This is a genomic window from Indibacter alkaliphilus LW1, assembly GCF_000295935.2.
Taxonomy (GTDB): domain Bacteria; phylum Bacteroidota; class Bacteroidia; order Cytophagales; family Cyclobacteriaceae; genus Indibacter; species Indibacter alkaliphilus.
Map to the genome: position 1 here is coordinate 64,757 of NZ_ALWO02000037.1, position 26,104 is coordinate 90,860.

The following is a 26,104-nucleotide window of genomic DNA, read 5'->3' on the forward strand; positions in this document are numbered from 1 at the left end:
CTTTTCCTTTTATTTATTCCCTTTGGGATTCTCCGAGACATATTCTTCAAAAGGATATTCTCTTGGCAATACATCAACTCCTGTAGTTACCTTTATGGGTGCCTGACCAGGATAAGTAATTTCCACAAAATACCCGGTAAATCCTTTTTCCGGTGCTTTCATTTCTACTTCGTATCTTCCACTTTCATTGATAATGATTTCACTTGATGTCCACTGTGGACCGAATCTGTCAATCATAAAATTACGTTCCTCCGGATTAGTTGCCTGCCATAACTTGATGGATGCAGGCTTCTGATTGGGATCAGTGGTCACAATAATATTATCTCCTTCAATTTTCCAATCGTATTTTGGCCTAGGGTTTTCATTTAAAACAGATGCATAGAAAGCAATCAAATTGGGCAGTGCATCAGACTTTGAAAGATCATGACCATGATTGGGCACATACTGCACGTGCTTCTCACCTTTTAAATCATCCCAATAAAATTTCCAGCTATCGGGTTGGAAAAACTCATCACCAGCAGCATTGATCAACAGTTTAGGAATATCCTTGTATTCATCCAGAAAAGAATACGGTTCTACCAACTCGTTTAACCTCTTATATTCCTTGCTCCCTTGCCATTCCATGATTTCCTCTCGCACATAATCTCCAACGGCAGGCGCCCAATACCCATAGTTTTTCCAGTGGTGTTTGAAAGACTCCTCCACATTCAACAAATCGATGACAACAGGTGCCATTGCCACTACCCTATCATCCACTGCTGAAATGGTCCAGGTAGTCCAGCCTCTTTTGGAGGCCCCTGCCACCATATAATTCACGACTTCTTTTTCATGCTCATTAAAAGCCACTTCAGTAACCACGTCCATGGCAAGCTTAACGGCTTTAGTCATTGGAAAGCGGGAAAGCCAGATAGCATCCTCATCCTTGGCCCCTCCTTCCATAAACTTCCTCCAGCCATAGGCGATGATGGCATCTTCATACCTTTCTCCAAAAGTATCATTGGCAAAAACCAAAGGCTGAAATGGAATATTATGGACCGTAGCCACCACCGAGTTGGTTTGGCTTGCGGCCTCCAGTATCAGTGGATCAGGCTTTTCAGGCATTTTTGTACCTTGACTTCCTCCTCCTATCCACATCATTCCTGTTGTATGTGGAGTCTCCTTTGGGATGACCATAGATACCCAATGCCACCACTCAGTCTGATCTACCAACACGGATGTCAGCCAGTTTTGCGATACCATCCTGACCACCGTGTAATGATAGTCTCCCATATCCTCTTTGAGAACTATTTCATAGCTGAAGTCAGGATCTTCAGCATGCACATAATTCCATAAAGGATGGACAGAGGCTTCTACTGTATCAGTTACCTCTACATCTCCTTTTGGAGCACAATTCCAGAACAGTATCATACTGGACAGCATTAATATGCCGTAAAAATTCAAAGAAAGTCTCTTGTTTTTCATAAGATTAATTTTGGGTTAAAATGCGATGTCGTTTAGTTTAGGGTAACTTTTCCAAAGTTCAGATTTGGAAACAATGTTTGTTTTTACTTTTAACCCAACTTTGGAAAAGTTTAAATTCAACTTGTAGTCTTACCTAAACGACATTGCGTTAAGATGTTAATTTAAACAATCATTTTGAAAACTACATGCATAAAAAAAAAGCGACCACTTACATGGCCGCTTTCAAAATGCGCTGATTGATCTAATTATTTATAAAGTTGATTGAAAAGGAGTTTAAAGGTATTGTGTGCCTGTGCCCTGAAAGTGATTTCCGGACCGAAAGCATAAAGTTTCCCTTTTCCTATTGGTGCTTCAAAAGCGACCACACCATTTTTCAGGTATGACTCACCCCAAGCCCAACCGGATACCAATGGAGATTCTGTACCAAACCAAGCAAGAGGTTTAACTCCATTCATCATGGCATCAGGCGCTAAGGTAAATACAGGTGAATTATTGAAAACCATATTGGCTGATTCACCCATGCCCCAATTGGCAGCATGGTTGGTATCAAGATTTGCTTTAAGAATACTTCCAGGAATGTAGTATTTATCTCCACCAAGCGGCTTTTCTGTTCCATTAGGCAGCTTTTCTACCAAGGCATTGCCTACGGGCAATCCAAGGTCAAAAGCCAATGAAGTACTTGCTCCGACAGCTACTACATTTCCACCGGCCTCCATAAACTTCTTCAATTCAGGAACTGACTTTTCTTTGGTCAGACTACCCATAAGTTTGTGAAATTCCTGTGGAATATCTTCTTCTTTGGGCATACCTCCCCAGCTTCTTACCGTACCCGGTGCACCCGGTCCAATGAAAAGAATAACATCATATTTAGCATTCAGATTTCCAGCATCGATATCTTTGGGATAAATCACCTGGAATGGGAATTGATACTGCTCAAGCATCCATCTAACCCAACCTGATGGCATAGAACCTCCATAATGATCAAACAATGCCACTCTGGCCGGCTTCACACTTACAGCTCCAGAAGGTCTTGAAGAAGCAACCATTTTTACACCATATTCTTTCGCCGCTTTTTCGATAGTAGCTTTATTTCCAGTGACAAAAAAGCTTCCTGCCGGTAATCCAGAGGTAGCTGATGTAGTCCTGGATACATTTGCCCCTGCTTTCAAAAGCTCATTGACAGCGATAAAGGAGTTATTTCCCCTTACATCAATCAACACTCCGGATCCACTTGGAACCGTGGCAGGCTCAAAAGCCAAAACTTCTCCATAAGGCAAGGCTTCAAAAGGTCCGTCAAACTCATCCAAAATCCTATCAAACTCAACTCCCATTTGAAAAGCCAGTGTCCAACCTGCTGCATCGTATGGCCTTTTTGGAGGACCTCCCGGGAACTCAAAATCATTAGGGTGATCCTGCGGCTCAAACATATCCAACAGGTGAGGCCTAAATGCCTGTGCTGATTTGAAAACCAAAGAACCTTTAGGGTACTGCTTTCCATTCACTGTAAAATCCGCGTTGGCTTTATGAACCTGAATACCTGATTTGATCAAGGCATTGGCAAAACGTATGGCAGTCTGAAAATCGGCCTGATCTGAAGGAACTACAAAGCCCCTTGGATCTCTCAAGTCAGGATCTTCAAATACTTTTCCAAAATACTCAACCGGAAGGCCGCTTCGCATTCCATAATATGCCATTTCAGGATCATCAGCTTCTCTTTCTTTTTTGGCTTTGTCAAATGCTTCCTGTACTGCCGCTGACCTTTTCGGGTATTTGGTCCAATGATCCATATTTCCCCTGTCAATACTGTTTTTACCCATTGTGAAGATATTGAGTAAAAGTGCATCAGCATTTCTGCTTGCAAAATCCAAAACCGCCCAATTCATGGAAACAGAATAATCTATCGATTGTCTAAAATGCCACTTTTGCGGCTCTATAGGAAATGGTGTAGCATGGGTAGGTATCAATCTTTCCGGTACCAAAGGAATCTCAGAAGGTGTAGGACCTCCGGTGGTTTCTGTCAAAATCCCGATCATATTGTGAAAATACGGAGTGGTTCTCAGGCCGCCATTCCACCAAGAAGAGAATACAGAACCGCCCAAACGGGTATATCCTGGCTTACCTTCAAAATTCAACCTGTTGATCATCGCTGCTCCTACCCCATCCAGACTTGTCATAATCAATGGGTCAAAAACATGGTTGAAAGGATCCCTGTAAGGAGGCCCTGCCACCACTGTACCTGCAGGAGAAGTTTGATGATGGTTAAAGATGATCTGAGGCAACCATTCCACATACTGCTGTAATGAAATATTGGTTGACTCATCCATATTGTTCATAAAGAAATCTCTGTTGTTGTCATGTCCTACATATTTGTGATACATGTAAGGAGTTCTCATGTCCCTTTTGGTAACATCCTCCCGGCTCATATACCAGTCGGTTACGATCTCCTGTCCATCTGGATTGGTCTGTACCATCAGAATAATCAAGTCATCCAAAAACCTGAGGATTTCGGGGTCTTGGCTGGTAGCAAGCTCATAAAGAGTTGGGATCAATTGATGGGAAGCTACAGTCTCTGTGGAGTGAAGACCACCGTCAATCCAGACTACTGCTTTTCCCTCTGCTGCCAAAGACTTGGCTTCATCTGATGAAACCTCAGCCCTTCCAAGCTTCTGAGAGATTTCCTTGTATTTATCAAGGTTTTTGTGGTTTTCAGGAGAAGTGATGATCATCATCGGCATTTGCCTGCCTTCTGCTGTAGAACCTATTTCAACAAATTTTACTCTGTCGGAATTTTCAGCAACTTTCCGAAAATAGGCATCAGTAGAAGTATAGGTTGCCAACATGTAATCATCACCAATATCAAATCCAAAATGTTCTTTGGGTGTGGGGACTTTTTGGGCAATCGCATTTCCAAAAATCAGAAACAATGCGCAGACCCATAAGAAGTAAGATTTTCTCATGTGAATTCAGTTTAGTGAATTCTAAAATACGTCTATGAAAATTACCAAACAAAATTCTCCATGCAATCGGAATAAATTCAGTTTGATTGGTAGGATTGATCAAGCCAAATAAATTCTCTTCCGCTTAAGGAATAATTAAAGTATATTCAATGATGGAAGTGAACACCTTACAATTAATTCAGTTTTAACCCCGTACTTAAAAAAAACTCCCATGCATAAAATTTTCATCTCAATCAGTCTTATCCTTACCGGCATGTTTGCCTTTTGGATCAATGGTTCAGAAAGATCAGAACCCAATAATGAAATTACCATCTGCCATACAGGCCCTTCAGAAATGATCGCCTTTTTGGATGATCCTGCCTTTGTAGCCTTCCACCCATCTCCTGTGCCTTTCGATTTTGAGGGTTTGGGAGAGATGGTTTCATTTCCTGCTTCCGACGGTAAAGATGCCAGTGGCTACCTGATCAAAGCCAAAGAGGATTCAGACCAATGGCTATTTGTATATCAGGAATGGTGGGGGCTCAATGACAATATCAAAGAAGAATCTGACAGGTTTTACAATGATCTTGGTGGCAAAGTGAACGTTTTGGCTTTGGATATGTACGATGGAAATGTCACCTCCAACCCTCAGGAAGCCGGTAACTTTATGCGCTCCACCAATGAAGAAAGGTTGGAGGCCATAGTGATGGCAGGAAAGCAGTATGCAGGCTCTGATGCCAAAATCGCCAATGTAGGCTGGTGCTTCGGCGGAGCTTGGTCGCTGAAATCTGCTTTGTTGCTTGGAGATCAAAATATAGGTTCAATTATTTACTATGGAATGCCTGTCAGAGAAGTGGAAAGATTAAAAACCTTAAATTCTGATGTATTGGGACTTTTTGCTACCGAGCAAAACATCTCCAAGGAAGTAATTGAAGAGTTTGCTTCTGCCATGGATCAGGCTGGTAAAGACCTGGAATACAAGATTTTTGATGCCGTCCATGGATTTGCCAATCCCTCCAACCCAAGACATGACGAAGAGGCTACCAAAGAGGCCTATTTGATGGCACTGTCGTACTTACAGGATAAGTTTAATTGAAAAAATATATTGAAGACAAGGTGAATTCAGGATAGAATAGCTTAATCAAATTGCTGTTTTGATACTAATGGATATTTGATATTCATGGATATTTTTTCCAAAATGATCTTCTATTTTGATTCAAATGTTTTCCTGCGAAGGTAAATCAGGAATCGTAAATAAAACCATGTCCTCCTCTTGAGGACATGGTTTTTTTTATGACATAGGCTGTCCGGTAATTATTGCTCTGACTAAAGATTTGTTGGAATTAAGCAATTAAAAACCCATTTTGAGGAGCATTTTCTAAATTGTTCTTTCAGCATGCAGATCCACAAATTTCTTAAGCCGAGGCAGGCTTTAAATAAGGCATTTTTAAAAGTTAAGCCTTTAAAGAAGCAGATCGACCAATTGATTTATGAACTTTATGGGTTGACTGAGGAGGAGATAAGGATAGTGGAAGGGGGTGAAGGGTGAGCCAGCCAAAAAAGCATCATTATGTGCCACAGTGTTATCTAAAGAATTTTCGATCTGAGAATGGTGGACCTCTGTTTACTTTAAATATTGAGCATTTAAAAAAAGGTTATAACACTAAGATTAAGTCTCAGCATCCAGGGGCAATTTGCTATATAAATAATTATTACTCAATTAAGGACAAATTAATTTTGAGTGGAGAATTAAAAGCGATTGACTTTGTAGAAAATATAGTAAATCATTACTACGAGAATAGATATCAATCAGTTTTTGAAAAACTTATTAACAACCAATCAATCTCTTTTGAAGACGCGATGTTTGTCTCCGATTTTTTAGTGCATTTAAAAATTAGAAACCCATATCAAATAGGATTGAATGAAAATCTTAAAATCGAAAAAATCATCCAAATTGCTAAAGAAAGATATTCTTCCTTGAAAAATGAAGCTATAAAATGGGGGTATTCATCAGTTTTTTTCGATTCGATTTATGGAAACGAAATTATTAAACTTATAAACAAGGAGTCTTTGACAAAAGATTTTCAACTTGAAAGTCTGGTACAAAAATTTACCAATCCTGAAAAAAAACTAGCACTATTTAGAGAAGCGATTCTATTATGTCAATGGACTTTAATCGAAAGCAAGAATGACCAAGAATTATTTATCACGACTGATAATCCAGGGGTTGCAATTGACACTTTTGGAAAAATCCATAACACAAAATTTACAAATGGATTTAATTTCTATTTTCCCATTTCACCAAATCATACACTTGAAATATCAGATTCAAAAAAAGATCATCTAAGAACCAATAAAAAAGAAATCAAAGGAAAAAGTATTAACTCAAAATTAGTTATGGGCTTAAACCATTTGTATACAAAAGTTTCAACACGATATCTAATTGCGAATAACGCACGAACTTTGCAAAATTTTATAGATCTATGAAAGCCAACGAACTGCAAATCATCAATTTTTTACAGATATTAAGAGTACAGTTTGTTGTGACTTTGATTTAGCAGGGTTTTATCTGCTTTTCGAAATGAAATTAGCTGATGAGTCTAAGGTATCTAGATTAAAAAATATTAGTAGTTTAAAAGACAAACATTTGCATTTAGTTAGTCTTTTGTAAATTGAAATTTATTTGGGCAAAAAATGATACGAGCATCACTTAACCCACACGTTTATTTAAATCATGCAAAATCCACTTTGTTGGTAGCAGGAGAAAATTTAAGAATCTTCTTTGAAGTAGCGAATCAGTCTGATTTGATTGAAGAAAATCGCTTAAAACAATTAGGTTTTTTTCGATCAACTTTATTACATTATGCTATAACAATAGAACTTTTATTAAAGGATTTAGCTCTTAATTATGAGAAACCAAATATTGAATCTGGAAAAATTAAAACATTTGATGACTTCCTAAAGAATTTAAAAAATGGGAAGAAAGGTGGTAATGGACATGATTTTAAAACTATAATTAAAAAGTATAATCTAAATTTTGAACAAAAGGAATTAGCATTGATTAATTCCCTTCAAGAATTTGCTATTTGGGCAGGTCGATTTCCATATCCTAAAAACAATGATCAAATTGAAAAATTAGAAAATGTTAATGGGGTTTCAGGACCATCTTTATCGAATGAAACAGATGAAATTGTTAAAAAGATTCTTGAAAGAGTAAATATCGCTTTACAATAATTTAAGCTCTATGAAATGGGATAAAATCATCACCACTACCCAAGAATATGAAAAAGCGCTAAAAAGACTCTCTTCAATATTTGATGTCAATCCAGATAGTCCTGAAGGCATGGAGGCAGAGCTATTGGTGACGCTGATAGACAAGTATGAAAAAGAGCACTACCCTATCGCTTTGCCTGAGCCTATTACGGCCATCAAAGAAGCCATGGAAATGAAAGGGCTAAAAGATAAAGACTTGATACCTGCCATTGGTAGCAAGACTACCGTAAGCCTTGTACTCAACCGTAAGCGGGCTTTGATTATAGATATGATCAGAAACCTTCACGATCTTTTAGGTTTGCCTGTTGAGGTTCTCATTCAGCCTTATGAACTCAATAGCAGTCAGAAAATCATAAGTTGATAATAATGAATAAGCTAAAGATTGATTAGACCATTGATAGAGGCGAAGATGACAAATTATGGGGATCAGTGTGTCACAACGGTAACTTGATCAGTGACTATGATGATAGCATTGCCGAACTTGAGGTCAAGTTTAAAATCCTGTTGGAAGATTTTGAAAAGGTAGAGTGGTTGAGGAATGAGTTAATAAAAGGTGAGGAAAGTGGTTTATCCAATAAGACTATGAGCGAAATTTTAGAAGAAGCAAAAAGACGTGCTAAATTGGCTAAATGAATTACACCCTTACCCGCCAAGCTGAAGAAGACTACATCCCTTAACTTTCTAAGCATTTCGATAATAAAAAAGAGAAACCAACTCAAGTCAGTTTCTCCTTTTTAAATTTTATGAATTGAAAAAAATATCCAGTATTTTTTTCGGTCCAATATCCAATAATTTCTTCTGAGATAAGCTCTAGGCCATCCATCCTCTCTAAAGTCCTAGAAAAATGTCCAGGAATTCGATTGCTCATTATCAGAAATTCAACCTGCCTGACAAACCAAAAGTGGCCGGCTCTCCCAAATGTGCTGCGCCAAAATTATAGGCATAGGCCACATAGCGGGTATTGGTGATGTTTCTCATCCAAAATCCCAATTCTACATTTTTTACATTCAGCCCTATCCTTGCATTTACCAACTGATAAGGATCCTGGCTCAAAGTATTGGGAAGGTCAAAGAAGGTCTCTCCTATGTACTGCCACTCTGCCCTGAGCAAAAGTGAAATCTCCTTTTCGGAATTCAATACCTTTTGGTACTGTGCCAAAGCCAACGAGGTGAAATTTGGGGTAAACAGCTGCCTGTTTCCGCTATAATCTACATTTCCTTCTCCCGCTGCCAGGTCTAAAGTGGTAAATCTGGCATCAGTGATACCTGCATTCCAACCGAGTGTGAAGTTATTGCCGATCAAAGCTGTCAGTTCAGACTCCAAACCTTTACTGGTCAGTTGACCTTCATTTCGGGTAATTACAATGGCATCTGGCAAGACCAATTGAGGCACCTGAATATTGTCCACTGTCGTGAAAAATGCACTTACATTCCAACGAAGGGTGTTATCGAGAAAGTCATTTTTCATACCTACTTCAAAATTATTGCTGAACTCCGGATCAAATGGCTGCAATGGAGACTCTGAAGGATTAGAACTAATAGGAGTCAGGCCTCCGGCACGGAATCCCCTTGCAAATGAAGCAAATAACATTTGCTCTTGATTGAGTCTATAAGACATGATGGCTTTTGGAGAAAAAGCACTGAAATTAGCAGAAGCACTGATCTCAGGCTGAACAACGATTGGATCCGGCATTCCCTGGGCTTGAAATTCACCAAAACCTCTCAATTCTCTTCTTTCCACATCATACCTCATTCCCAGATTGACATCAAACCTATCTGTCAGTTGGTAAGTAGCACTTCCAAACCATGCAAAGCCTCTGTTATTGCCAATATTGGTCAGAATAGAACTTGCATTTACCGGAGCTCCAAAAAGTGCCCCGTCTGCACCGAAATTAGTGGCCTGCTTGACAGGTTCATCCTGAATAAAACCAAAGACTCCTGTCAACCAAGAAAACTTCGACTCAGGGTTTTTGACAGAAGAAATTTTCATTTCCTGAGTCCATACACTTACCCGGTTCCATTCTCTGCCATAGTCATTGAATATCGTAACAATATCCAAAGGAGAAAAGTCACCGTCCAAATCCCCCTCATAAATCCTGTAATTTTCCTGATAAGCCGTCTGTGAACTGAAATTGATTTTTTCACCTGTATAATCCACACTCAAAGAAGCATTGAAAACATCATCTCTCATCCTGGCAGGACTGTCCTGATTCAAAACAAATGGGTTATCTAATGCTTGTGAGATAGATCCTGCCAAAGGAAAAGCTCCTTGATTCCTGTTGTTGTTATTTTTGACATTCAGGGACATAGACCATTTGTTACTGGCCAAGTACCTTAAATTGTAATTTCCCAAAAAAGTATTTCTTCTATCGAAGCTACCTCCTGTAAACTCATTGGTGAAAAAACCTCCATGGGTCTCGTACAAGCCGGAAACCCCAAGAAAAAGCTTATCCTTGATCAAAGGAGTCTGCACGCCAACAGAATATCTTCCCAATTTGTAATTGCCAAAGTCAAAACCAAAAAAGCCTTTGGTTTCATTGCTTGGTTTTTTGGTGATGATATTGATTACTCCTCCCATTGCATTTCTTCCATATAAGGTTCCCTGAGGGCCGCGGAGCACTTCAATTCTTTCTACATCCAAAAGCGGATTGATATATGTATCCAAGTCAAACTGGATCACTCCATCAATATAGGTGGCTACAGCAGGATCATAAGACGTGGTGGCAATCCCACGGATGCTGTTAACTGTTCTACCGTCTCCTGAATGTGCTGCATAAAAATTCGGAAACAAAGCAGAAAGGTCTCGGTTATTCCACAATCTGAATTGTCTGATTTCTTTTTCTGTCAAAGAAGAAATGGAAACAGGGACTTCCTGTTGATTTTCTTCTTGCTTTTGAGCTGTCACGGTGACTTCGTCAAGCTGTCTTTCCTGTGTTTGGGCTGTGACATGTCCTGCTGCCGCACAAATTACAGCTGCCAAAAGACTGATCTTAAACTTCATGTAATCTTTGTTTAATAGGTAGGGGTTATTTTGCGTATTCTGAGCCCGAAATTATACAAAAAAACCATTTCCTCATTCAGGAAATGGTTTATCTGGTCAGAACTTTGATGATTGGTTATTTTTGGGCAAAATACACTGTGTTCAAAAGAAATGAATTCCAAATGTCAACTCCTGTTTCGGTTCTGAAAATCAGGTAAAGGTCATCAGGATTTTCTGTTTGACGCAATGCAATTTCCACATCAAACCATTTTCCCTTATGGTTTTTTGGACGGAGATCATTACTCAGGACCTCACTTTTGCCTAAAAGCTCGCCTGACTCTCCCCCACTCCTGACTTCTATCCAACCGCTTTTTCTGTTGGGGTCTATGGATAAAACCAATTTATGGATATCCTTCAGGTCAATATTTTCAAACATGATGAATGAATTGTCTTCTGTGAATTTTACCAACCTTGAATTTTGATGGTTTGCCTTCGCCGCACCTTGGAATTCGTCTGCATTCGCTGCAGGCATCAGTGGATTCCTCAAAACCAGTTGCTGCCTCCTAAATATTGGATCAATTTCATTGGCGCCTTTATCCCTGTAACTGGCAGTGAATATGTAAGTACCGTTGGTCTCCTGCTTACTGTGCGCATCAAAATCCAATTTCCCCTTCAAGGGCATGCTTTTTCCCTTCTTCCCTTGCGCATTGGGGGATAGAGAAAGAACATAATCAACCATTTGAACTATAACTCCTTCCTCCAAATGTGCATGGGCAGGCATCAAACGCTCTCCCCAAACTCCAGACCCACCATTTATAATTTTTTCCTTCAGGTAAACGGATGCATCTGCTCTATCCTCATACATTTTCGCCACCTCCTTATAACTCGGTCCTACTGAGGCTTCACTTACAGCATGACAGGCCTTGCAGCCGCTTTTTGCAGTAAGATTCATCCCAATGACCTGTACTGGGTCTTCTTGCTGATGTCCCATAGAAGCTTCTACCCTATCAAAGCCCTCTGGAAGATACATAAAGTTCACCTGGACATTTTCCTCTTCTATCCCTTCACCCAAAATACCATCCTCCTTATCCTGAACGGACACTTCATAGGATACTTGAGCATTGTCCCAATAAAAACTTCTGTTTTCAGGCCATTCAATTGCTACCTGTGGCGGCTCATTTCCTACCCTAATTTCAATGCTTGCGCTAGCCTCCAACCCTTCCAGGTCTCTTACTTTCAATGTGGCCTGATAGGTCCCTGGCTTTTCGTAAGTAAATAAAGGGTTTTCTTCAGCGCTGGTCATTGAACCATCTCCAGAAAAATCCCACTCATAAGTCAAGACATCATTTTCATCGAAATCAAAGCTTTCGCTTGCTGAAAACTGCACATTCATGGGTGCCGCTCCCTGCGTTTTATCCGCTTTTGCTTTGGCTATTGGTTTTCGGTTACCTGCACTGAACTCTATTTTATAAATGCCTGAATCATCATTTTGGGCACTCCAATACGTCCCATACTCCAAAATATAAAGTGAGCCGTCAGGACCAAACTGCATGTCCATGGGTTTGTCAAAAACCGTGGACGGCATAAATTCCTCCATGGAAACCAAGTTATGGTTTTCATCCATAGTCACCGTAAAAATCCAATTCCTCATCCAGTCATAGATAAAAAGCTTTCCTTCATAGTACCGGGGAAACTTTACTTCTGTTTTTGGGAAAAGGTCAGGGTAATAAACCGGTCCTGCCATGGCATTTCTACCCCCTTCCCTAAGCTGGGGAAAGGTATCAGAAGCAGCATAGGGATACCAAATAAACGCTGGCTGTGCAGGCGGCAATTCATTCAGTCCGGTATTGTTGGGAGAATAGTTGACGGGCTTTTTTGCATCATATTCATAATTACTCTCCTGCTTTTCAAAATCATAGTGCCAATAAGGCCTGTTATCGGCAATCAGATAAGGCCATCCAAAAAATCCCGGTCCTTTGGCCTGGTTGATTTCATCGTAGCCCCTAGGCCCTCTCCCCAAGCTGTCCTGGTGGGCATCTGGCCCCACCTCTCCCCAGTACAGGTTGCCATTCATGGGGTCAACAGAAATCCGGAACGGGTTTCTATTTCCCATCACATAAATCTCCGGTCTGGTTTTGGGAGTGCCCTCCGGAAATAAATTTCCTTTGGGAATGGTATAAGTCCCATCAGCCTGTGGGGTAATTCTTAAAATAGCTCCCCGGAGATCATTGGAATTTGCAGAGCTTCTTTGTGCATCAACATTTTCTGGCCTACCAGCCCTTTCATCGATAGGGTTGTAATTGTCAGATTCAAAAGGTGTACTGTCATCACCCAATGACAGGTAAAGGTTGCCTTCACTGTCAAATTCAATGGAGCCTCCACTATGGCAACAACCTCTGAATTGCGGAATTTCCAACATGACCTTTTCAGATTCCATATCCACCTGGTCATTGAGCAAAGTAAATCTTGAAAGCCTGTTGATGTGATTGTCTCCCACAGGTGAATAGTAAAGGTAGATCCACTGATTTTTTTCAAAGTCAGGATCCTTTGCCAATCCAAGCAGACCATCCTCACTTTCGTAAAAAACATCTATAAAACCAATATCTTTAGCTGTGCCCGTCTCGGGTTCATACATCCTGATTTTCCCTTTTCTCTCGATAAACAATACCCTTCCGTCAGCCAGGACTTCTAGTTCCATGGGTTCGTCAAGCTTTTCGATCAGGGTAATTTTGGTAAATCGGGTTTCTTCAGGTTTTTCCGTTACAAACCTTTCGGGCTCTTGACAGGCCCAAAAAAGCAGGGCAATCAAAACACCGGAGAAGGCATTAGATTTAGAGGTATTCATTCAATAGGTTATTTTGGCTGGATCAAGGTAAAAAATAAAGTGGCACCAAAACAAAAAAATCCCCTGTTGGACAGGGGATTTGATTAACGGAAAAATAATTTCTTTAAAATTTAAATGATAAGCCGAGCAAGAGTTGCTGAAAACGAAAGTCTCCAGTACCGGTAAAAACATCATCAATCATTACTGTTTGCCCCTGCATTACTCTTTCATATCTGAGGTCAAGTCCTACACTGTTGAAGTTGAGGCCAATCCCAAACTGATATCCGGCATTGTATTTTTCATAGTCAAAATCCCTTAATCCATCCTGCAGGTAGTAATGGAATGATGGACCTGCAAAGACAGAAACTACAGACCCCAGCAAGTTCAAGCCTACCAAAACCGGTGCATCCAATCTTTCAGTTGTCAATTGGACATTATTCACTTCGGATTTCAAATTGGTATACCCCAACTCCGGCCTGAGGTATAAAGGACCCAGGTTGAGTTTACCAAATACACCCACATTGTAGCCCAGGTTATTCCAAGGATTGCCCCATATTGCTTCTGCGTCTTTGAAATACTGGCCGTTGGAATTGTAATTCATTCCTCCTTTGACACCAAAACCAGAGCCCATCTGCGCATTTACGGTATCAAAACAAAATAACATTCCCACAATTAGGAACATGGATTTAATTGCTGTCTTCATAGTTGGTCAATTTGATATGTTAAAGAAATATTTATTGTACTATCATGAAACATAAAAAGAGACTATCAAGGATAGAGTCGTTTCCTAAACAAGCTCATCTCTTTTGGAGTTTATTAACGTATATGAGACGAAAACCAAATCAAATTATTATAACTATTGGTTTGTTCACACTCGAAATTGCTCAGCTCTTTAAAAATCAATTATCTAAAATCATGCCTCAAATACGGAAGTATTTTCAGACTAGTAATACATTTATGAAAACAACAGAAAAAATCCTCTTAATGGTATTAATTCAGGTTTTTAGCCTGGGTTTGGTTTCTTGTTCCAATGCAGAAAATGGTCAAGTATCAACTGAACAAGAAGTAGATTTGGAAAATTATCCCGGTAAAAAAGTCCTGGCAACATTTGCCGGCGGCTGTTTTTGGTGCATAGAAGCCCCATTTGAAGGGATCCCAGGAATACTTTCTGTTGTCTCTGGATATTCTGGGGGAAAAGAAAAAAACCCAAACTACTCCGATGTTTCTTCCGGAAAGACAAGTCACAGAGAAGCAGTACAGGTAACTTTCGACCCTGATGTCATCAGCTACACTGAAATCATGGATATCTTTTGGCAGCAGTTTGACCCCACGGATGAGGGGGGCTCCTTTTATGATAGGGGGTTCCAGTACAGTTCTGCGGTCTTTTACCACGATAAAAGCCAAAAAGAAGTCGCCGAAAATTCAATCAAGAGATTGGAAGCAGCAGGGATTTTTGACAAACCTATAGTGACTCCTGTCATCAAATACAGCAATTTCTATCCAGCAGAAGATTATCACCAAGACTATTACAAGAAAAACCCCGAGGAATATTATGCTTATCGGGAAGGATCCGGTAGAGACGCATTTATAGCCAAGCATTGGCCAAGTAATCTGTCTGAAAAATATAAGAAACCTTCAGATGCTGAATTGAAAAAAAGGCTGACTACCCTGCAGTACAATGTGACCATGCATGAAGAAACAGAACGGGCATTTGATAATGCATACAACGGTAATAAGGAAGAGGGAATTTATGTCTGCATAGTTTCAGGAGCTCCCTTATTCAGCTCTAAAGACAAATATGAATCTTACTCCGGCTGGCCAAGTTTCACCAAGCCTATAGATGCAAGATTGCTGGACAAACCTATAGATTCATCATATGGGATGACCAGAGTAGAAGTCAGAAGTAGACTAGGCGATTCTCATGTAGGCCATGTATTCAATGATGGCCCAAATCCTACAAACCTCCGATATTGCATGAATTCTGCAGCCATGAAGTTTATCAATAAAAATGATATGGAAGCAGAAGGTTATGGGGATTGGCTTTGGGTGTTAGAAGATTGAAGAAGATATATATGAATTATGTATATCCGTAATTAGACCAGTAAGCAATTTAATCAGGCACCTGGATCAATCCGATACTAATAGATATTAGATACTCATTGATATAAACCTAAATTCATAGGTTTATTCTATTTTAAAGATTCTATTGGTAAGATAGCGGAATAAATATTATGGATTCCAAACCCTCCTCGGCGGACTGCTTATTCTTAGATATTGGAATTGCCATCTTTACCAAGCTTAAAAAATAGTGAAAAACCTGTCAGGTTTTAGCCTCTGTATTAGGTCTAATGCGGACGCTTTAGGTAATTAAACCTATCAGGTTTCGTATTTACTTTTAAAACCAACAAATTTCATTTCACCCAATAATGCGGCGAAAAGTCAGGTTGATTCTTCCGCTGCTTATTTTTTTTCTCTTGGGAAGCTGATGCTCCCAGTGATGCTGACTACTTCCCTGCATCAGGAGAAGAGAACCGTCTTTCAGGTGCACATTGACCTTTACATTTTTTTGCTTATAATGCCTCATCTGAAATTCCCTTTCAGCCCCAAAACTTACTGAAGCAATCACGGGATTGATTCCAAGCTCCTTTTCGTTGTCCCGGTGCCAACCCATACTGTCATCGCCATTGCGATAATAATTTAAAAGGACATGGGTAAAGTGAGTTCCTGCCTGAACTTCCACTCTTTCTTTGATCTCTTGGAGTTTTCCCGTCCAAGGGTAGGCTTCCATCTGAATCCCTGAGTATCCATAAGGTATCTCCGGATCCCCATACAAAGCTGTCAGTCTTGGCTGCATCACCTTTTTTCCAAAAATCCATATTGGTTCCTGTTTCCATTGGATCTCATTTTTAAGCAATTCAAAAAATTTCATCCCTGGACTTTCTCCAAAAAAGTCTGGATAATAGAACACTTCTCCATCGAAAGGAAGTAGATTTTGATCGGAGGAAATAGGAAAAAGGTTCATAATGGCAAAACCAGATTCAAGCAGGCAAAGTTTACAAATAAACAAGCAAGCTATTGGAATATTCACCACATTATGTCAAATTCAAGCACTTTAATTTTTAAAATACACTTATGAACAAATATGTAAAAATCGGATTGGCTATTGTGGTCTTATTCTTGGCAGGATTCGTTTACTGGAATTACTTTTTTGTATTCAGTGAAGGAGTCAAAGGAGGCAGCCTAAATTATTTCGAAAAGAAGGGATTTGTATTTAAGACCTATGAAGGAAGATTGGTACAGGATGGCTTTCAAAGCCCGCAAGCAGGAGCACTTCAAAGCAATGAATTTCGTTTCAGCGCTGTGGGATCCGATGTAGCCCAGCAACTTGAAAGAGCAAGCGGCAAGTTCGTGGAGTTGAGGTACAAAGAATACCTTGGGAAGTTGCCCTGGAGAGGAGCCAGCAAATATGTGGTGTATGAAGTAGTAGAAATAAACGATTCCTCACCCGCTCGAAACAATGAGATTCCAGCTGGGACGAATTAAATTTAAAAAGGCAACCATGATTGGTTGCCTTTTTAATTATCAAAATAATTCGCTTTCTCAATAATAGACCCTTAAAAGGGGAATTACCTATGATTTCTAACCAATCCCGATAAACCGGGACAAGTTATCATTAAATAACTTGTCCGCCGAGGCGGATCCAACTTGCCTGCGGCAGGCAGGTATCTATTAATATCATGGTTATTCAAGCCCCACTTTAAATTGGTTACTTGCATGATTGCGGATATACATATGAATTATTAACGTTTTGCCCAGTAGTCCACTACTAAAACTTTGTCCAAATATGGCCCTAAAATGGCGCCAAAGGCCTTATGATCTGGATGAGGCAGATAAGCATCTCTATCCTCCTCTGAGGCAAATGTTAAAAAGAAACAATGCGTAAAACCTTGGTCCAAGCCTTCGGGACTGTTGTTGATCCCCCACTCTATAGCTTTGATTTCATCTATTTTTTCGGGCAGTTCCATAAAAGCATCCACCACTTTCTGAACATCAGCTTCTGAAGCTTCATCTTTAAATTTAAAAAGCACCACGTGCCTCAGGGCATCATCCATTTTTATGATTTTTTTCTCGATGATTTTTTCTTCTTTTTTTTCTGTGGCTTGGGGCTGACAAGACATAACTGCCAACAATAAACCTGCACAAATAGCTGTTTTCTTCATGATTAAGTTTGATAGGTTATGTTGGCAATTTGCAAAAATATCAGAAGAGGAAATGACCGCTCGTACAATTTTCAATGCTTTTTAGGTGAAATTTGCGAAATTATTAAGTTGAATTTATATCCAAAAATCATTTCAATATGACATTCAGGCCATATCTCAAATCAATAAGCCTCTTCTTCATTCTATTACTATTTAGCTTTTTACCACAGCCCCAGGTTTTTTCACAAGAGTCTCAATTGACTGGTCTGATGGACAAAGTGGAAGTTATCAGAGATCAAAACGGCATCAACCATATCTACGCTCAAAATGAACACGACCTCTTTTTCAGCCAAGGATACTTGGCAGCCAAAGACCGGCTATTTCAGTTTGAAATTTGGAGGAGGAGAGCAACCGGTACTTTGGCTGAAATTCTCGGTCCCAAAGCTATAGAAAGGGATAAGGGAGCCAGGCTTTTTAAGTTTCGTGGCTCCAAAGAAGCCGAGTTAAGCCACTATCATCCACAAGGGGAGTTAATTGTGGATGCTTTTGTCAAGGGCATCAATACCTACATTATGGAAGTCAGAGAAAACCCGGATCTACTTCCTTTTGAATTCAGGGCTTTGGATATTTTACCTGAATATTGGACTTGGGAAGTTGTAATTTCCAGACATCAAGGTCTCTTGGAAAATGTACAGGATGAACTGAAATACGCAAGGGTTGTCAGTCAGATTGGACCTGAACTTGCAAAAAAGCTCTATTTTTTCCATCCTGGCGAACCAAACCTGAATTTACCTGAAGGAATACCACATGAATTGCTTTTTAAGGATGTACTCAGGCCTTATGATGCTTTCAGGAAGGCTCTTACATTTGAAAGGGAGGATTTGCAAGTAGCTTATAGGAATTCTTTGATAGAATCCCTTGCTGAAAATCAAAGTATTATAGAAGAAGAACAGCTGTACCTGGAGTATGAAAAATTTGATATAGGCAGCAACAACTGGGTGATTTCGGGAGAAAAATCCAAAAGTGGATTTCCCATCATGGCGAATGATCCACATAGACTGCACGCAGTGCCTTCTCTCAGGTATTGGGTCCACCTCAATGCACCTGGATGGAATGTAATTGGTGGTGGGGAACCGGTAATACCGGCGGTATCTATTGGGCATAATGGCTTTGGTGCTTGGGGCCTTACTATTTTCGAAACAGACAATGAGGATATGCGGGTATATGATATCCGCCCGGACAATCCTCATCAGTATTTCTACAAAGGCCAGTGGCATGAAATGGAAAAAATACAGGATACGATCAGCGTAAAAGGAATGCCGGATGAAATCGTAAACCACTTTTACACAGTGCATGGGCCGGTCACATTTATTGACGAAGACCTGAACAAGGCTGTCGCTGTAGAATGTGCATGGTTGGAGCCTGGTGGGGCACCTTATCTGGCCAGTCTGAGAATGGACCAAAGCCAAAGCTGGGAGGAGTTTAGAGAAGCCTGTGCTTACAACCATATTCCAGCGGAAAATATGGTATGGGCAGACAAAGATGGTAACATTGGCTGGCAGGCAACAGGCATTACACCTTTGAGGAAAAACCACTCAGGACTTCTTCCCTCATTAGGTGATGGAAGTATGGATTGGGAGGGATATCTACCTATCAAAGAAAGACCAAATGCCTTCAATCCAGCTTCAGGTATTATTGCTACAGCAAACGAAAATGTCACCCCTGCGGACTACCCCATTCGGGATGCTATAGGGTTTGAATGGGCCGATGCATTTAGAGGTGAAAGGGTGAGAGAAGTCTTGAGCCAAAACAAAAAGTTTTCTCTTGATGAAATGGGTGAGCTTCAAAATGATTACCATGCGATACCGGCGCGTTTGATGGTACCTCATTTATTGGACTTGAATTTTGAAGAAAAAATAGTGGCAGAAGCTCAAAAATTACTTGTCAACTGGGAGTATGAACTTGATCCTGAAAGTATCCCAGCTGCCATCTATGTGATGTGGGAAAGGAAATTAAGAGACAATTTCAAAAATGCTTTGGTGCCTGAAAAAGTACATTCAGACTTTGGTGCTCTTCGGATGACCCGGGTAATTCAATGGAGTGAAAATCCTGAATTGATTTTTGAGCTTGATGCAGAAAATCAAAAAAATGAAATTTTAAAACAAAGCTTTATAGAGGCGATTTCAGAACTCAAAATTATACTTGGGCCAAACATGGACAACTGGCAATATGGACAAGAAAATTTCAAGCACGCCCACCATAGGCACATGTTGAGCGCAGTGTTTTCCAAAGAATGGAAAGAGAAAATAGATGTTGGACCTGTGCCAAGAGGTGGGTACAGCTTTACACCTGCTGCCAATGCCTATGGGAATAACAATACTTCCGGAGCCTCATTCCGAATTATAGTGGATACAGGAGATTGGGAAAAAACTAAAGGAATCAATACTCCTGGACAATCCGGAAATCCTGAGAGTCCTTTTTACTCCAATTTATTTGAACAATGGGCCGAAGACAATTTCTTTACTGTTCCTTATTCCAAAGAAAACGTTTTGAAAAATGCATTTGAAAACCAAACCTTTACACCAAAACAATAAGCTTTTAATAGACTTCAAAATCGTATAGTATAAAACAGAAAAATCCACCTCGAGGTGGATTTTTCTTTGTATTCAAGCAGCGGTCTATTGCAATCCAAATGGCCAACGCATCACTCCACCTGAAAGGTTATAGGTCTGGTCAAAGCCCATCTCAGCCATGATTTCACAGGCTTGGCCACTTCTGTTTCCGCTTCTGCAGTAGATATAATATTTTTTATCCTTAGGCAGGTTCATCAATTGAGCCTGAAACCCCCGGCCCATGATATCAATATTTCTTGCACCTTTTATCTTGCCTGACTGGAACTCTCCTGATGACCTGACATCTATCAGCACGGCGTCTTTGGCAGTCATGCCACTTTTAAATTCATCAGCGTTTAAATCTGTATATTTTTTTGGTTTTGTTCTAAAGAAATCAAACATGGATATTTCGTTTTGTTTTATACAAAGATAGGCTCAATCTCAGCCCTGATTCGTAACCAATATCACATATGAGGGAAGCAGGTAAATCAAGAGAATAAAACAGCTGCAAACCAATAATATATATTATTGATTTGCAGCTGTTTTAGCATATTTACCCAAAGCCTTTAAGATGACTATCCTTATGAAAAGAACTGCGGGAATACCGTGGAAGAAAAAGTCAAACCAATCCATAGCCTGCATGCCTTTAGCACCTCCTAAAATCCACCTTACTTTTCCAAATAAATGTGGCTCAGGAAAGAATGGAGCCAAAGCCAAAAGCAACCATAGAAAATGAATAAATTTCCAATTAGAGCGTATCCGTTTCATTGACTTTCACTTGTTGTTCAAAAGGGGCTTTAGGAAAACCCTCTTTCCCATTTTCGTTCTTTTTTACTTTCAGGAATGGATAACTGACCTGTTGCCAAAAGGTCTTGGGAAAATCTTCTACCCCATCAAAACCCAAAGGCTCGTCTCTTCCTTCATGTGGGATATAATCAGTACCAAAGAGGTAATCCCAGACACTCAAGGTGATTCCGTAATTGACCCCATATTTTCTATCCTCAGGAAGTGCCTTTACATGATGCCAAAGGTGCATGATAGGATTATTCAAAATATATTTAAATGGGCCATAAGTTATTCTAAGGTTAGCGTGGTTGAGATGGCCAATAGTAGTCGCAAATATGTGTACAATGAAGAAGTCCTCCAGCCCAAAGCCTATCATCGCCAGTGGAATATATTGCACTGATTTGTAGATAATTGTTTCCATCCAGTGAAAACGCAAGTGAGCCGCAAAACCCATCTGTTCTACAGAATGATGAACCTTATGGAACTCCCACAGTGCGGGAACTCTATGCAGCATCCTGTGCACATTCCATTGAATAAAGTCTGCCGAGAGGAAAAGAAGCAGAAACTGTCCCCACCTCGGCCATGCCTCTATGTGAATTGCCACCATATTCTCTATTCCAAAAAGCGCCAGAAAATCATTGAAAGCCTCTACGGCCACATTGGATATGGCATTGTAGGCTATAAGCGAAAAAAGAAAATAATTGAAAAACATGTAGAATCCATCCAGCCAAAAGTCTTTTCTGAAAATAGGTTGGTCCTTCCTCCAAGGAATGATAATTTCCAACAACCAAACAGCAACGGACATGCCCAATAGCCACCAGAAATAATTGGTCCAGGAAGGATAAAACATCTCATTGACCAGGTAATCGAAATACCCGTAATAAGAGTCCATTACTATTTTAATATACTTTTCGAAATCCATAAGCTCAATTTAAATAAAGAAAAGGGACAATTAACACAATTGCCCCATTTCGGTACTCCCATAAACCACAACTAAATGCCATCTGTTTCCGGACGACATGTTTTCATAATCAAGAACCCATTCTCATGAATTCAACTCAACCTATTTTTATTAGCCATGGAATTCAAGGATATTCCTTGCTATGGCTGTAATTCTTTTCAGATGGCTCCTTTTCGGTATTCAAAACCGATCTATTACCCTTAATGATTCAAAAGTATAAAGAAGTTAAGGGCGAAATTGTGACCAAAGTTACATTAGTAAAAATCAGCTGAATCCTAATTTAGGGTGTATCAAAATCTAGCCAAAGCTGCTTCCCGAAGTGTACCCTTTCTTCCTCCACATTCAAATTGGAAAGGCCAATGCCAAATAACCTCACAGGAGAAACCAAAGCTTCTTGTCTCAACAATTCCAAAACCGTTTCCCAGATTTTGCCTTCTTCAGGATATTGTTCAAAGGTTCTGCTTCTGGTCTGAATGTTGAAATCATGGTATTTGATTTTTAACGTTACCGTCCTGCCCTTGATTCCGGACTTTTCCACTCTCCTTTTGAGTTCTTCGAATATTTCAGAAAGAGCAGCCAGCCATTCTACCTCTGACTTCAAATCTGTTGAAAAGGTATTTTCTGCACTGAGTGACTTTCTTATCCTGTTGGGTTGCACTTCTGAGAGATGAATTCCCCTCACGATGTTATAAAAATGCAGACCTGACTTCCCAAAACGCTTGGTTAGAAATTGGAGTGAAAACTGTTTGAGGTCATAACCATTGTGAATTCCCAAGGATTTCATTTTTTCCGATGTGACCTTACCTATTCCAAAAAACTTTTCTATTGGTAGTTTTTCCAAAAAAGATTCAGCATCCTGGGGAAGGATCACTGCTTGACCATTGGGTTTGTTAATATCTGAAGCCGTTTTGGCCAAAAATTTATTGTAAGAAATCCCTGCTGACGCATTGAGCCCTATTTCTTCTTTGATTCTTGCTCTGATCTCTTTTGCAATCAAAGTGGCTGAGGGATTACCAACCTTATTTTCAGTCACATCCAAGAATGCCTCATCCAATGAAAGCGGCTCTACCAAGTCTGTATAAGCGTAAAAAATCTCCCGGATCCGGGTGGAGATCTCCTTATACCTATCAAATCGGGGTTTGACAAAAATCAAATGGGGACATTTGAGCGCAGCCATTTTACCGGACATAGCCGACCGGACGCCATATTTTCTCGCTTCATAAGACGCCGCAGCCACTACTCCCCTTTCTCTGTTACCACCTACTGCAAGCGGTCTCCCTTTTAGGTCAGGATTATCCATTTGTTCTACAGAGGCATAAAATGCATCCATATCCACATGAATAATTTTTCTGACCTTTTCCATTTATCAACCTTCCAAAATTTGCAGGATTGCAGAAGCCTTGAGCAGACATTCGGCATATTCGTATTCTGGATCTGCATCAAAAGTAATGGCAGAACCTACAGCAAAGTATCCTTTGCTTTTTTCTTTGTCAAAAAGGACACTTCTGATAATTACATTCAGATCAAAATCTCCATTCTCTTGAAAAAAACCAAAACAACCTGAAAACCATCCTCTCTTGAAATTCTCAAAATCATCTATCAACTCCATGCATTTGACTTTAGGGGCTCCTGTCATGCTGCCCATTGGGAAAGTAGCATGGATAATTTCTTTTAGCCCGAGTCCTTCTTTCAAGTCTGAAGAGACCGTTGAAATCATTTGATGAACTCTTGGGAATGAATAAATACCAAAGAGTTCATCAACTTCTACAGAGCCGGTTTTTGAAATTTTTGACAAATCATTTCTCATCAAGTCCACGATCATCAGATTTTCGGCCCTTTCTTTTTCTGAATTGAGGAGTTGTTCTTTCATCACATCATCTTCCTGCTTATGGGTTCCTCTTTTAATGGTTCCCTTGATGGGTTGGGCGATCATCTTTGAATTTTTTCTTTTGAGAAATCTCTCCGGGGAAGCAGCCAACAGGTATTTGCTTTTGGATTTAAAAACTCCAGAAAATGGCATCGGAGATATTTGCATCAAATCTTCATATGCCAGGATAGGATCCCAATCCCCTTCAAAACTAAAGCCCATACAATAATTCAACTCATACATATCTCCCTCTCGGATATGGTTCTGAATATTTTTGACCTTTTGAATATAATCTTCAAGGGTAGTCAGACGCTTGGTTCTGACTCTTGGATTTTGCCTGCTTGAGGGAATAAACTTTTGGAATGAAATAACAAAATCCTCAGCATTAGCACCCTTAAAAACCAAAAAATCCTTTTCAATTTGGATACTTAGCTCTGGTTGAAAAAAAACGGTCTCTTCAAGTGCTATGACTTCAGAGTTTATACTTTGTAGATTTTCAACCTTGTTTTTATAGTCATAGCTAATTATTCCAGCCAAGTCTGATTTCCGATAAAGAAGGTCTGCCTTTTGAAGATCTATACATGTGCTTGATGCATGCGCTTGGTTTGGAAATGTTCCTTGAGGGTATTCAAATCCATTTCCTTCCTGAAAAATAAAAAAAGGGAAGTTGAAATCTAACCATTGCATAAGCTGCTTCCGGAATTTTTCAGGCTTTAGGATTTTTATTGTAGAAGTATGCAACATGACGTAAAAATAAGATAAAGGCATAAAAAAAGAGGAAACCATCAGATTTCCTCTTTGTCTTACTAAAATATAATTGGCTTAGTTAGCTTTTATATCAAAACCTACACTTACAGTATTGTAAATAAATTGATCTTTAGCTTTGTCAGTTGCACTGCTTTCATCACCATACATCAATCCCCAGTTAGTTCTGTCAATATTGAAACCTGCTTTTGCAGAAACAACTCCATCGGCAATACTTACTACTGCTGGAAACTTAATGTTTTTGGTAGTACCTCTCATGGTTAGATTTCCTGAAATCCAGTGAGTAGGATTACCTTCGATCAATTCAGAGTCTTTCTTTGGAGTGTTGTCAGTTTCAAACTCTTCGTTATCTTCAATGGTGTCAGCAGAAAAAGGCTCTACTTTAGTCAATTCAAACTGGGCCTGAGGATGGTTCTCTGCATCAAAGAAATCATCAGACTGCAGGTGACCCCATAGTTTGCCGTAATTTTCATTGCTCTCTTCCATGTCCTGGATTTTCAAACCGGTAATGTCAAAAACAAATTTTGCTCCCGTTAGAGACTCTCCGTCGACCATCACTTCGCCTTCAATCACTGGAATGTATCCATAATGCTGACCGGATGGCTTGTAACCTCTCCAATCGATTTTGCTTGTAGAAGCATCGATACTTAGGGTAGTTCCTGATCCAGCTGCTACTTCTTCAGCCTCACCTGTCTCTACTGTGTTTCCTCCAGGTCCACATGCTACGATCATAAATGCTGATGCCAAGATCAAACCTGATTTTTGTAATAGTTTCATAAATTGAATTGTTTTGTTTCGGTATTAAATGTATATACACGAAAACCAATTAGTTTTAAAAAAGTTCAAGATTGCCTGAAAAAAAATATCTTTGATTTATAAAAACCCTCAAAAAACGTCAAACAAGGAAGAAATGGCCCTGATAAAAAGTGTGCGTGGATTCACTCCACAATTTGGAAATAAGTGCTGGTTTGCTGAGAATGCAACTTTGGTAGGTGATATAATTATGGGTGACAACTGCACCGTCTGGTTTAATGCTGTCATTAGAGGAGATGTCCACGAAATCAGAATTGGAAATGACACGAATATTCAGGACGGAGTAGTTATTCACGGAACTTACAATCAATCGGGGACTTACATAGGAAATAGAGTTTCCATCGCCCATAATGCCGTAGTCCATGGCTGCACCATTCATGACAATGTATTGGTTGGTATGGGCGCAATCATTATGGACAAGGCTGTAGTTCATTCTGGAGCGGTAATAGCCGCAGGAGCAGTAGTATTGGCTGGTACGGTGGTAGAGGCCAATAGCATTTATGCCGGAATGCCAGCGAAGAAAGTGAAAGAAACGGGACCTGAAATGCTGGAAGTCATCAGGCGGACAGCTGATAATTACCCCAAATACGCATCTTGGTTCGAGTAAGATTTCAAGCACCTAATAATT

23 protein-coding genes are annotated in these 26,104 nt (G+C 39.9%); 10 read left to right on the top strand and 13 right to left on the bottom strand.

Annotated elements, in window-relative coordinates:
* Nucleotides 1–9: 9 nt before the first annotated feature.
* Complete coding sequence (locus A33Q_RS12780) at nt 10–1,461, bottom strand: PhoPQ-activated pathogenicity-related family protein (protein ID WP_009033241.1); 1,452 nt, start codon at nt 1,459–1,461, stop codon at nt 10–12.
* Between the two features lie 245 nt (nt 1,462–1,706).
* A complete protein-coding gene (locus A33Q_RS12785) occupies nt 1,707–4,418 on the bottom strand; it encodes a M14 family metallopeptidase (protein ID WP_009033242.1) in 2,712 nt (903 codons plus the stop codon).
* 211 nt (nt 4,419–4,629) lie between these two features.
* On the opposite strand from A33Q_RS12785, the gene A33Q_RS12790 reads away from it, so the two are divergent.
* The 6 genes from A33Q_RS12790 to A33Q_RS12810 all read left to right on the top strand — a co-directional run bounded on the left by A33Q_RS12790 (nt 4,630) and on the right by A33Q_RS12810 (nt 8,303).
* Complete coding sequence (locus A33Q_RS12790) at nt 4,630–5,493, top strand: dienelactone hydrolase family protein (protein WP_009033243.1); 864 nt, start codon at nt 4,630–4,632, stop codon at nt 5,491–5,493.
* A 300-nt stretch (nt 5,494–5,793) separates the two neighbouring features.
* Nucleotides 5,794–5,946, top strand: coding sequence for a hypothetical protein (locus A33Q_RS22200; RefSeq protein ID WP_009033244.1), 153 nt, complete (start codon nt 5,794–5,796; stop codon nt 5,944–5,946).
* Complete coding sequence (locus tag A33Q_RS12795; protein ID WP_040490449.1) at nt 5,943–6,884, top strand: DUF4238 domain-containing protein; 942 nt, start codon at nt 5,943–5,945, stop codon at nt 6,882–6,884. Before A33Q_RS22200 ends, A33Q_RS12795 begins: the two co-directional genes overlap by 4 nt.
* Nucleotides 6,885–7,091: 207 nt before the next feature.
* A complete protein-coding gene (locus tag A33Q_RS12800; RefSeq protein ID WP_009033246.1) occupies nt 7,092–7,631 on the top strand; it encodes a hypothetical protein in 540 nt (179 codons plus the stop codon).
* Between the two features lie 10 nt (nt 7,632–7,641).
* Entirely contained in the window at nt 7,642–8,031 is a 390-nt protein-coding gene (locus tag A33Q_RS12805) for a helix-turn-helix domain-containing protein (protein WP_009033247.1), read from the top strand.
* A gap of 68 nt (nt 8,032–8,099) precedes the next feature.
* Nucleotides 8,100–8,303: a hypothetical protein gene (locus tag A33Q_RS12810; RefSeq protein ID WP_009033248.1), complete on the top strand. Its 204-nt coding sequence runs from the start codon at nt 8,100–8,102 to the stop codon at nt 8,301–8,303.
* A 237-nt stretch (nt 8,304–8,540) separates the two neighbouring features.
* On the opposite strand, the gene A33Q_RS12815 is transcribed toward A33Q_RS12810, so the two are convergent.
* The 3 genes from A33Q_RS12815 to A33Q_RS12825 all read right to left on the bottom strand — a co-directional run bounded on the left by A33Q_RS12815 (nt 8,541) and on the right by A33Q_RS12825 (nt 14,176).
* The gene (locus tag A33Q_RS12815) at nt 8,541–10,670 is read right to left on the bottom strand and encodes a TonB-dependent receptor (RefSeq protein WP_009033249.1); all 2,130 of its coding nucleotides are present in this window, start codon (nt 10,668–10,670) and stop codon (nt 8,541–8,543) included.
* Between the two features lie 115 nt (nt 10,671–10,785).
* On the bottom strand, nt 10,786–13,494 hold the full coding sequence (locus A33Q_RS12820) for a PQQ-dependent sugar dehydrogenase (RefSeq protein ID WP_009033250.1): 2,709 nt from the start codon (nt 13,492–13,494) through the stop codon (nt 10,786–10,788).
* Between the two features lie 103 nt (nt 13,495–13,597).
* The gene (locus tag A33Q_RS12825; RefSeq protein WP_016255222.1) at nt 13,598–14,176 is read right to left on the bottom strand and encodes an outer membrane beta-barrel protein; all 579 of its coding nucleotides are present in this window, start codon (nt 14,174–14,176) and stop codon (nt 13,598–13,600) included.
* A gap of 254 nt (nt 14,177–14,430) precedes the next feature.
* Between A33Q_RS12825 and msrA the strand changes: the two genes are divergently transcribed.
* Nucleotides 14,431–15,534, top strand: a complete 1,104-nt coding sequence (gene msrA / locus A33Q_RS12830; protein ID WP_040490450.1) for a peptide-methionine (S)-S-oxide reductase MsrA — start codon at nt 14,431–14,433, stop codon at nt 15,532–15,534.
* A gap of 355 nt (nt 15,535–15,889) precedes the next feature.
* Here msrA and A33Q_RS12835 read toward each other — a convergent pair whose 3' ends face one another.
* Nucleotides 15,890–16,495, bottom strand: coding sequence for an alpha-ketoglutarate-dependent dioxygenase AlkB family protein (locus tag A33Q_RS12835; RefSeq protein WP_009033253.1), 606 nt, complete (start codon nt 16,493–16,495; stop codon nt 15,890–15,892).
* Nucleotides 16,496–16,605: 110 nt separating this feature from the next.
* Between A33Q_RS12835 and A33Q_RS12840 the strand changes: the two genes are divergently transcribed.
* On the top strand, nt 16,606–17,016 hold the full coding sequence (locus tag A33Q_RS12840) for a hypothetical protein (protein WP_009033254.1): 411 nt from the start codon (nt 16,606–16,608) through the stop codon (nt 17,014–17,016).
* A 257-nt stretch (nt 17,017–17,273) separates the two neighbouring features.
* On the opposite strand, the gene A33Q_RS12845 is transcribed toward A33Q_RS12840, so the two are convergent.
* Entirely contained in the window at nt 17,274–17,693 is a 420-nt protein-coding gene (locus A33Q_RS12845) for a Dabb family protein (protein ID WP_009033255.1), read from the bottom strand.
* 137 nt (nt 17,694–17,830) lie between these two features.
* On the opposite strand from A33Q_RS12845, the gene A33Q_RS12850 reads away from it, so the two are divergent.
* The gene (locus tag A33Q_RS12850) at nt 17,831–20,266 is read left to right on the top strand and encodes a penicillin acylase family protein (protein WP_009033256.1); all 2,436 of its coding nucleotides are present in this window, start codon (nt 17,831–17,833) and stop codon (nt 20,264–20,266) included.
* 84 nt (nt 20,267–20,350) lie between these two features.
* Here A33Q_RS12850 and A33Q_RS12855 read toward each other — a convergent pair whose 3' ends face one another.
* The 6 genes from A33Q_RS12855 to A33Q_RS12880 form a co-directional block, all read right to left on the bottom strand.
* A complete protein-coding gene (locus A33Q_RS12855) occupies nt 20,351–20,686 on the bottom strand; it encodes a rhodanese-like domain-containing protein (RefSeq protein ID WP_009033257.1) in 336 nt (111 codons plus the stop codon).
* A 123-nt stretch (nt 20,687–20,809) separates the two neighbouring features.
* Nucleotides 20,810–21,052, bottom strand: a complete 243-nt coding sequence (locus A33Q_RS12860; RefSeq protein WP_009033258.1) for a hypothetical protein — start codon at nt 21,050–21,052, stop codon at nt 20,810–20,812.
* Entirely contained in the window at nt 21,033–21,992 is a 960-nt protein-coding gene (locus A33Q_RS12865) for a sterol desaturase family protein (protein ID WP_009033259.1), read from the bottom strand. Before A33Q_RS12865 ends, A33Q_RS12860 begins: the two co-directional genes overlap by 20 nt.
* 319 nt (nt 21,993–22,311) lie before the next feature.
* A complete protein-coding gene (gene dinB, locus A33Q_RS12870; protein ID WP_009033260.1) occupies nt 22,312–23,394 on the bottom strand; it encodes a DNA polymerase IV in 1,083 nt (360 codons plus the stop codon).
* Nucleotides 23,395–23,397: 3 nt separating this feature from the next.
* Nucleotides 23,398–24,585: an anthranilate synthase component I family protein gene (locus tag A33Q_RS12875; protein ID WP_235062801.1), complete on the bottom strand. Its 1,188-nt coding sequence runs from the start codon at nt 24,583–24,585 to the stop codon at nt 23,398–23,400.
* 135 nt (nt 24,586–24,720) lie between these two features.
* Entirely contained in the window at nt 24,721–25,440 is a 720-nt protein-coding gene (locus A33Q_RS12880) for a YceI family protein (protein WP_009033262.1), read from the bottom strand.
* A gap of 133 nt (nt 25,441–25,573) precedes the next feature.
* Between A33Q_RS12880 and A33Q_RS12885 the strand changes: the two genes are divergently transcribed.
* Nucleotides 25,574–26,083 (top strand): gamma carbonic anhydrase family protein, encoded by a 510-nt coding sequence (locus A33Q_RS12885; RefSeq protein WP_009033263.1) that lies wholly within the window; start codon nt 25,574–25,576, stop codon nt 26,081–26,083.
* The last annotated feature ends 21 nt before the right edge of the window (nt 26,084–26,104 follow it).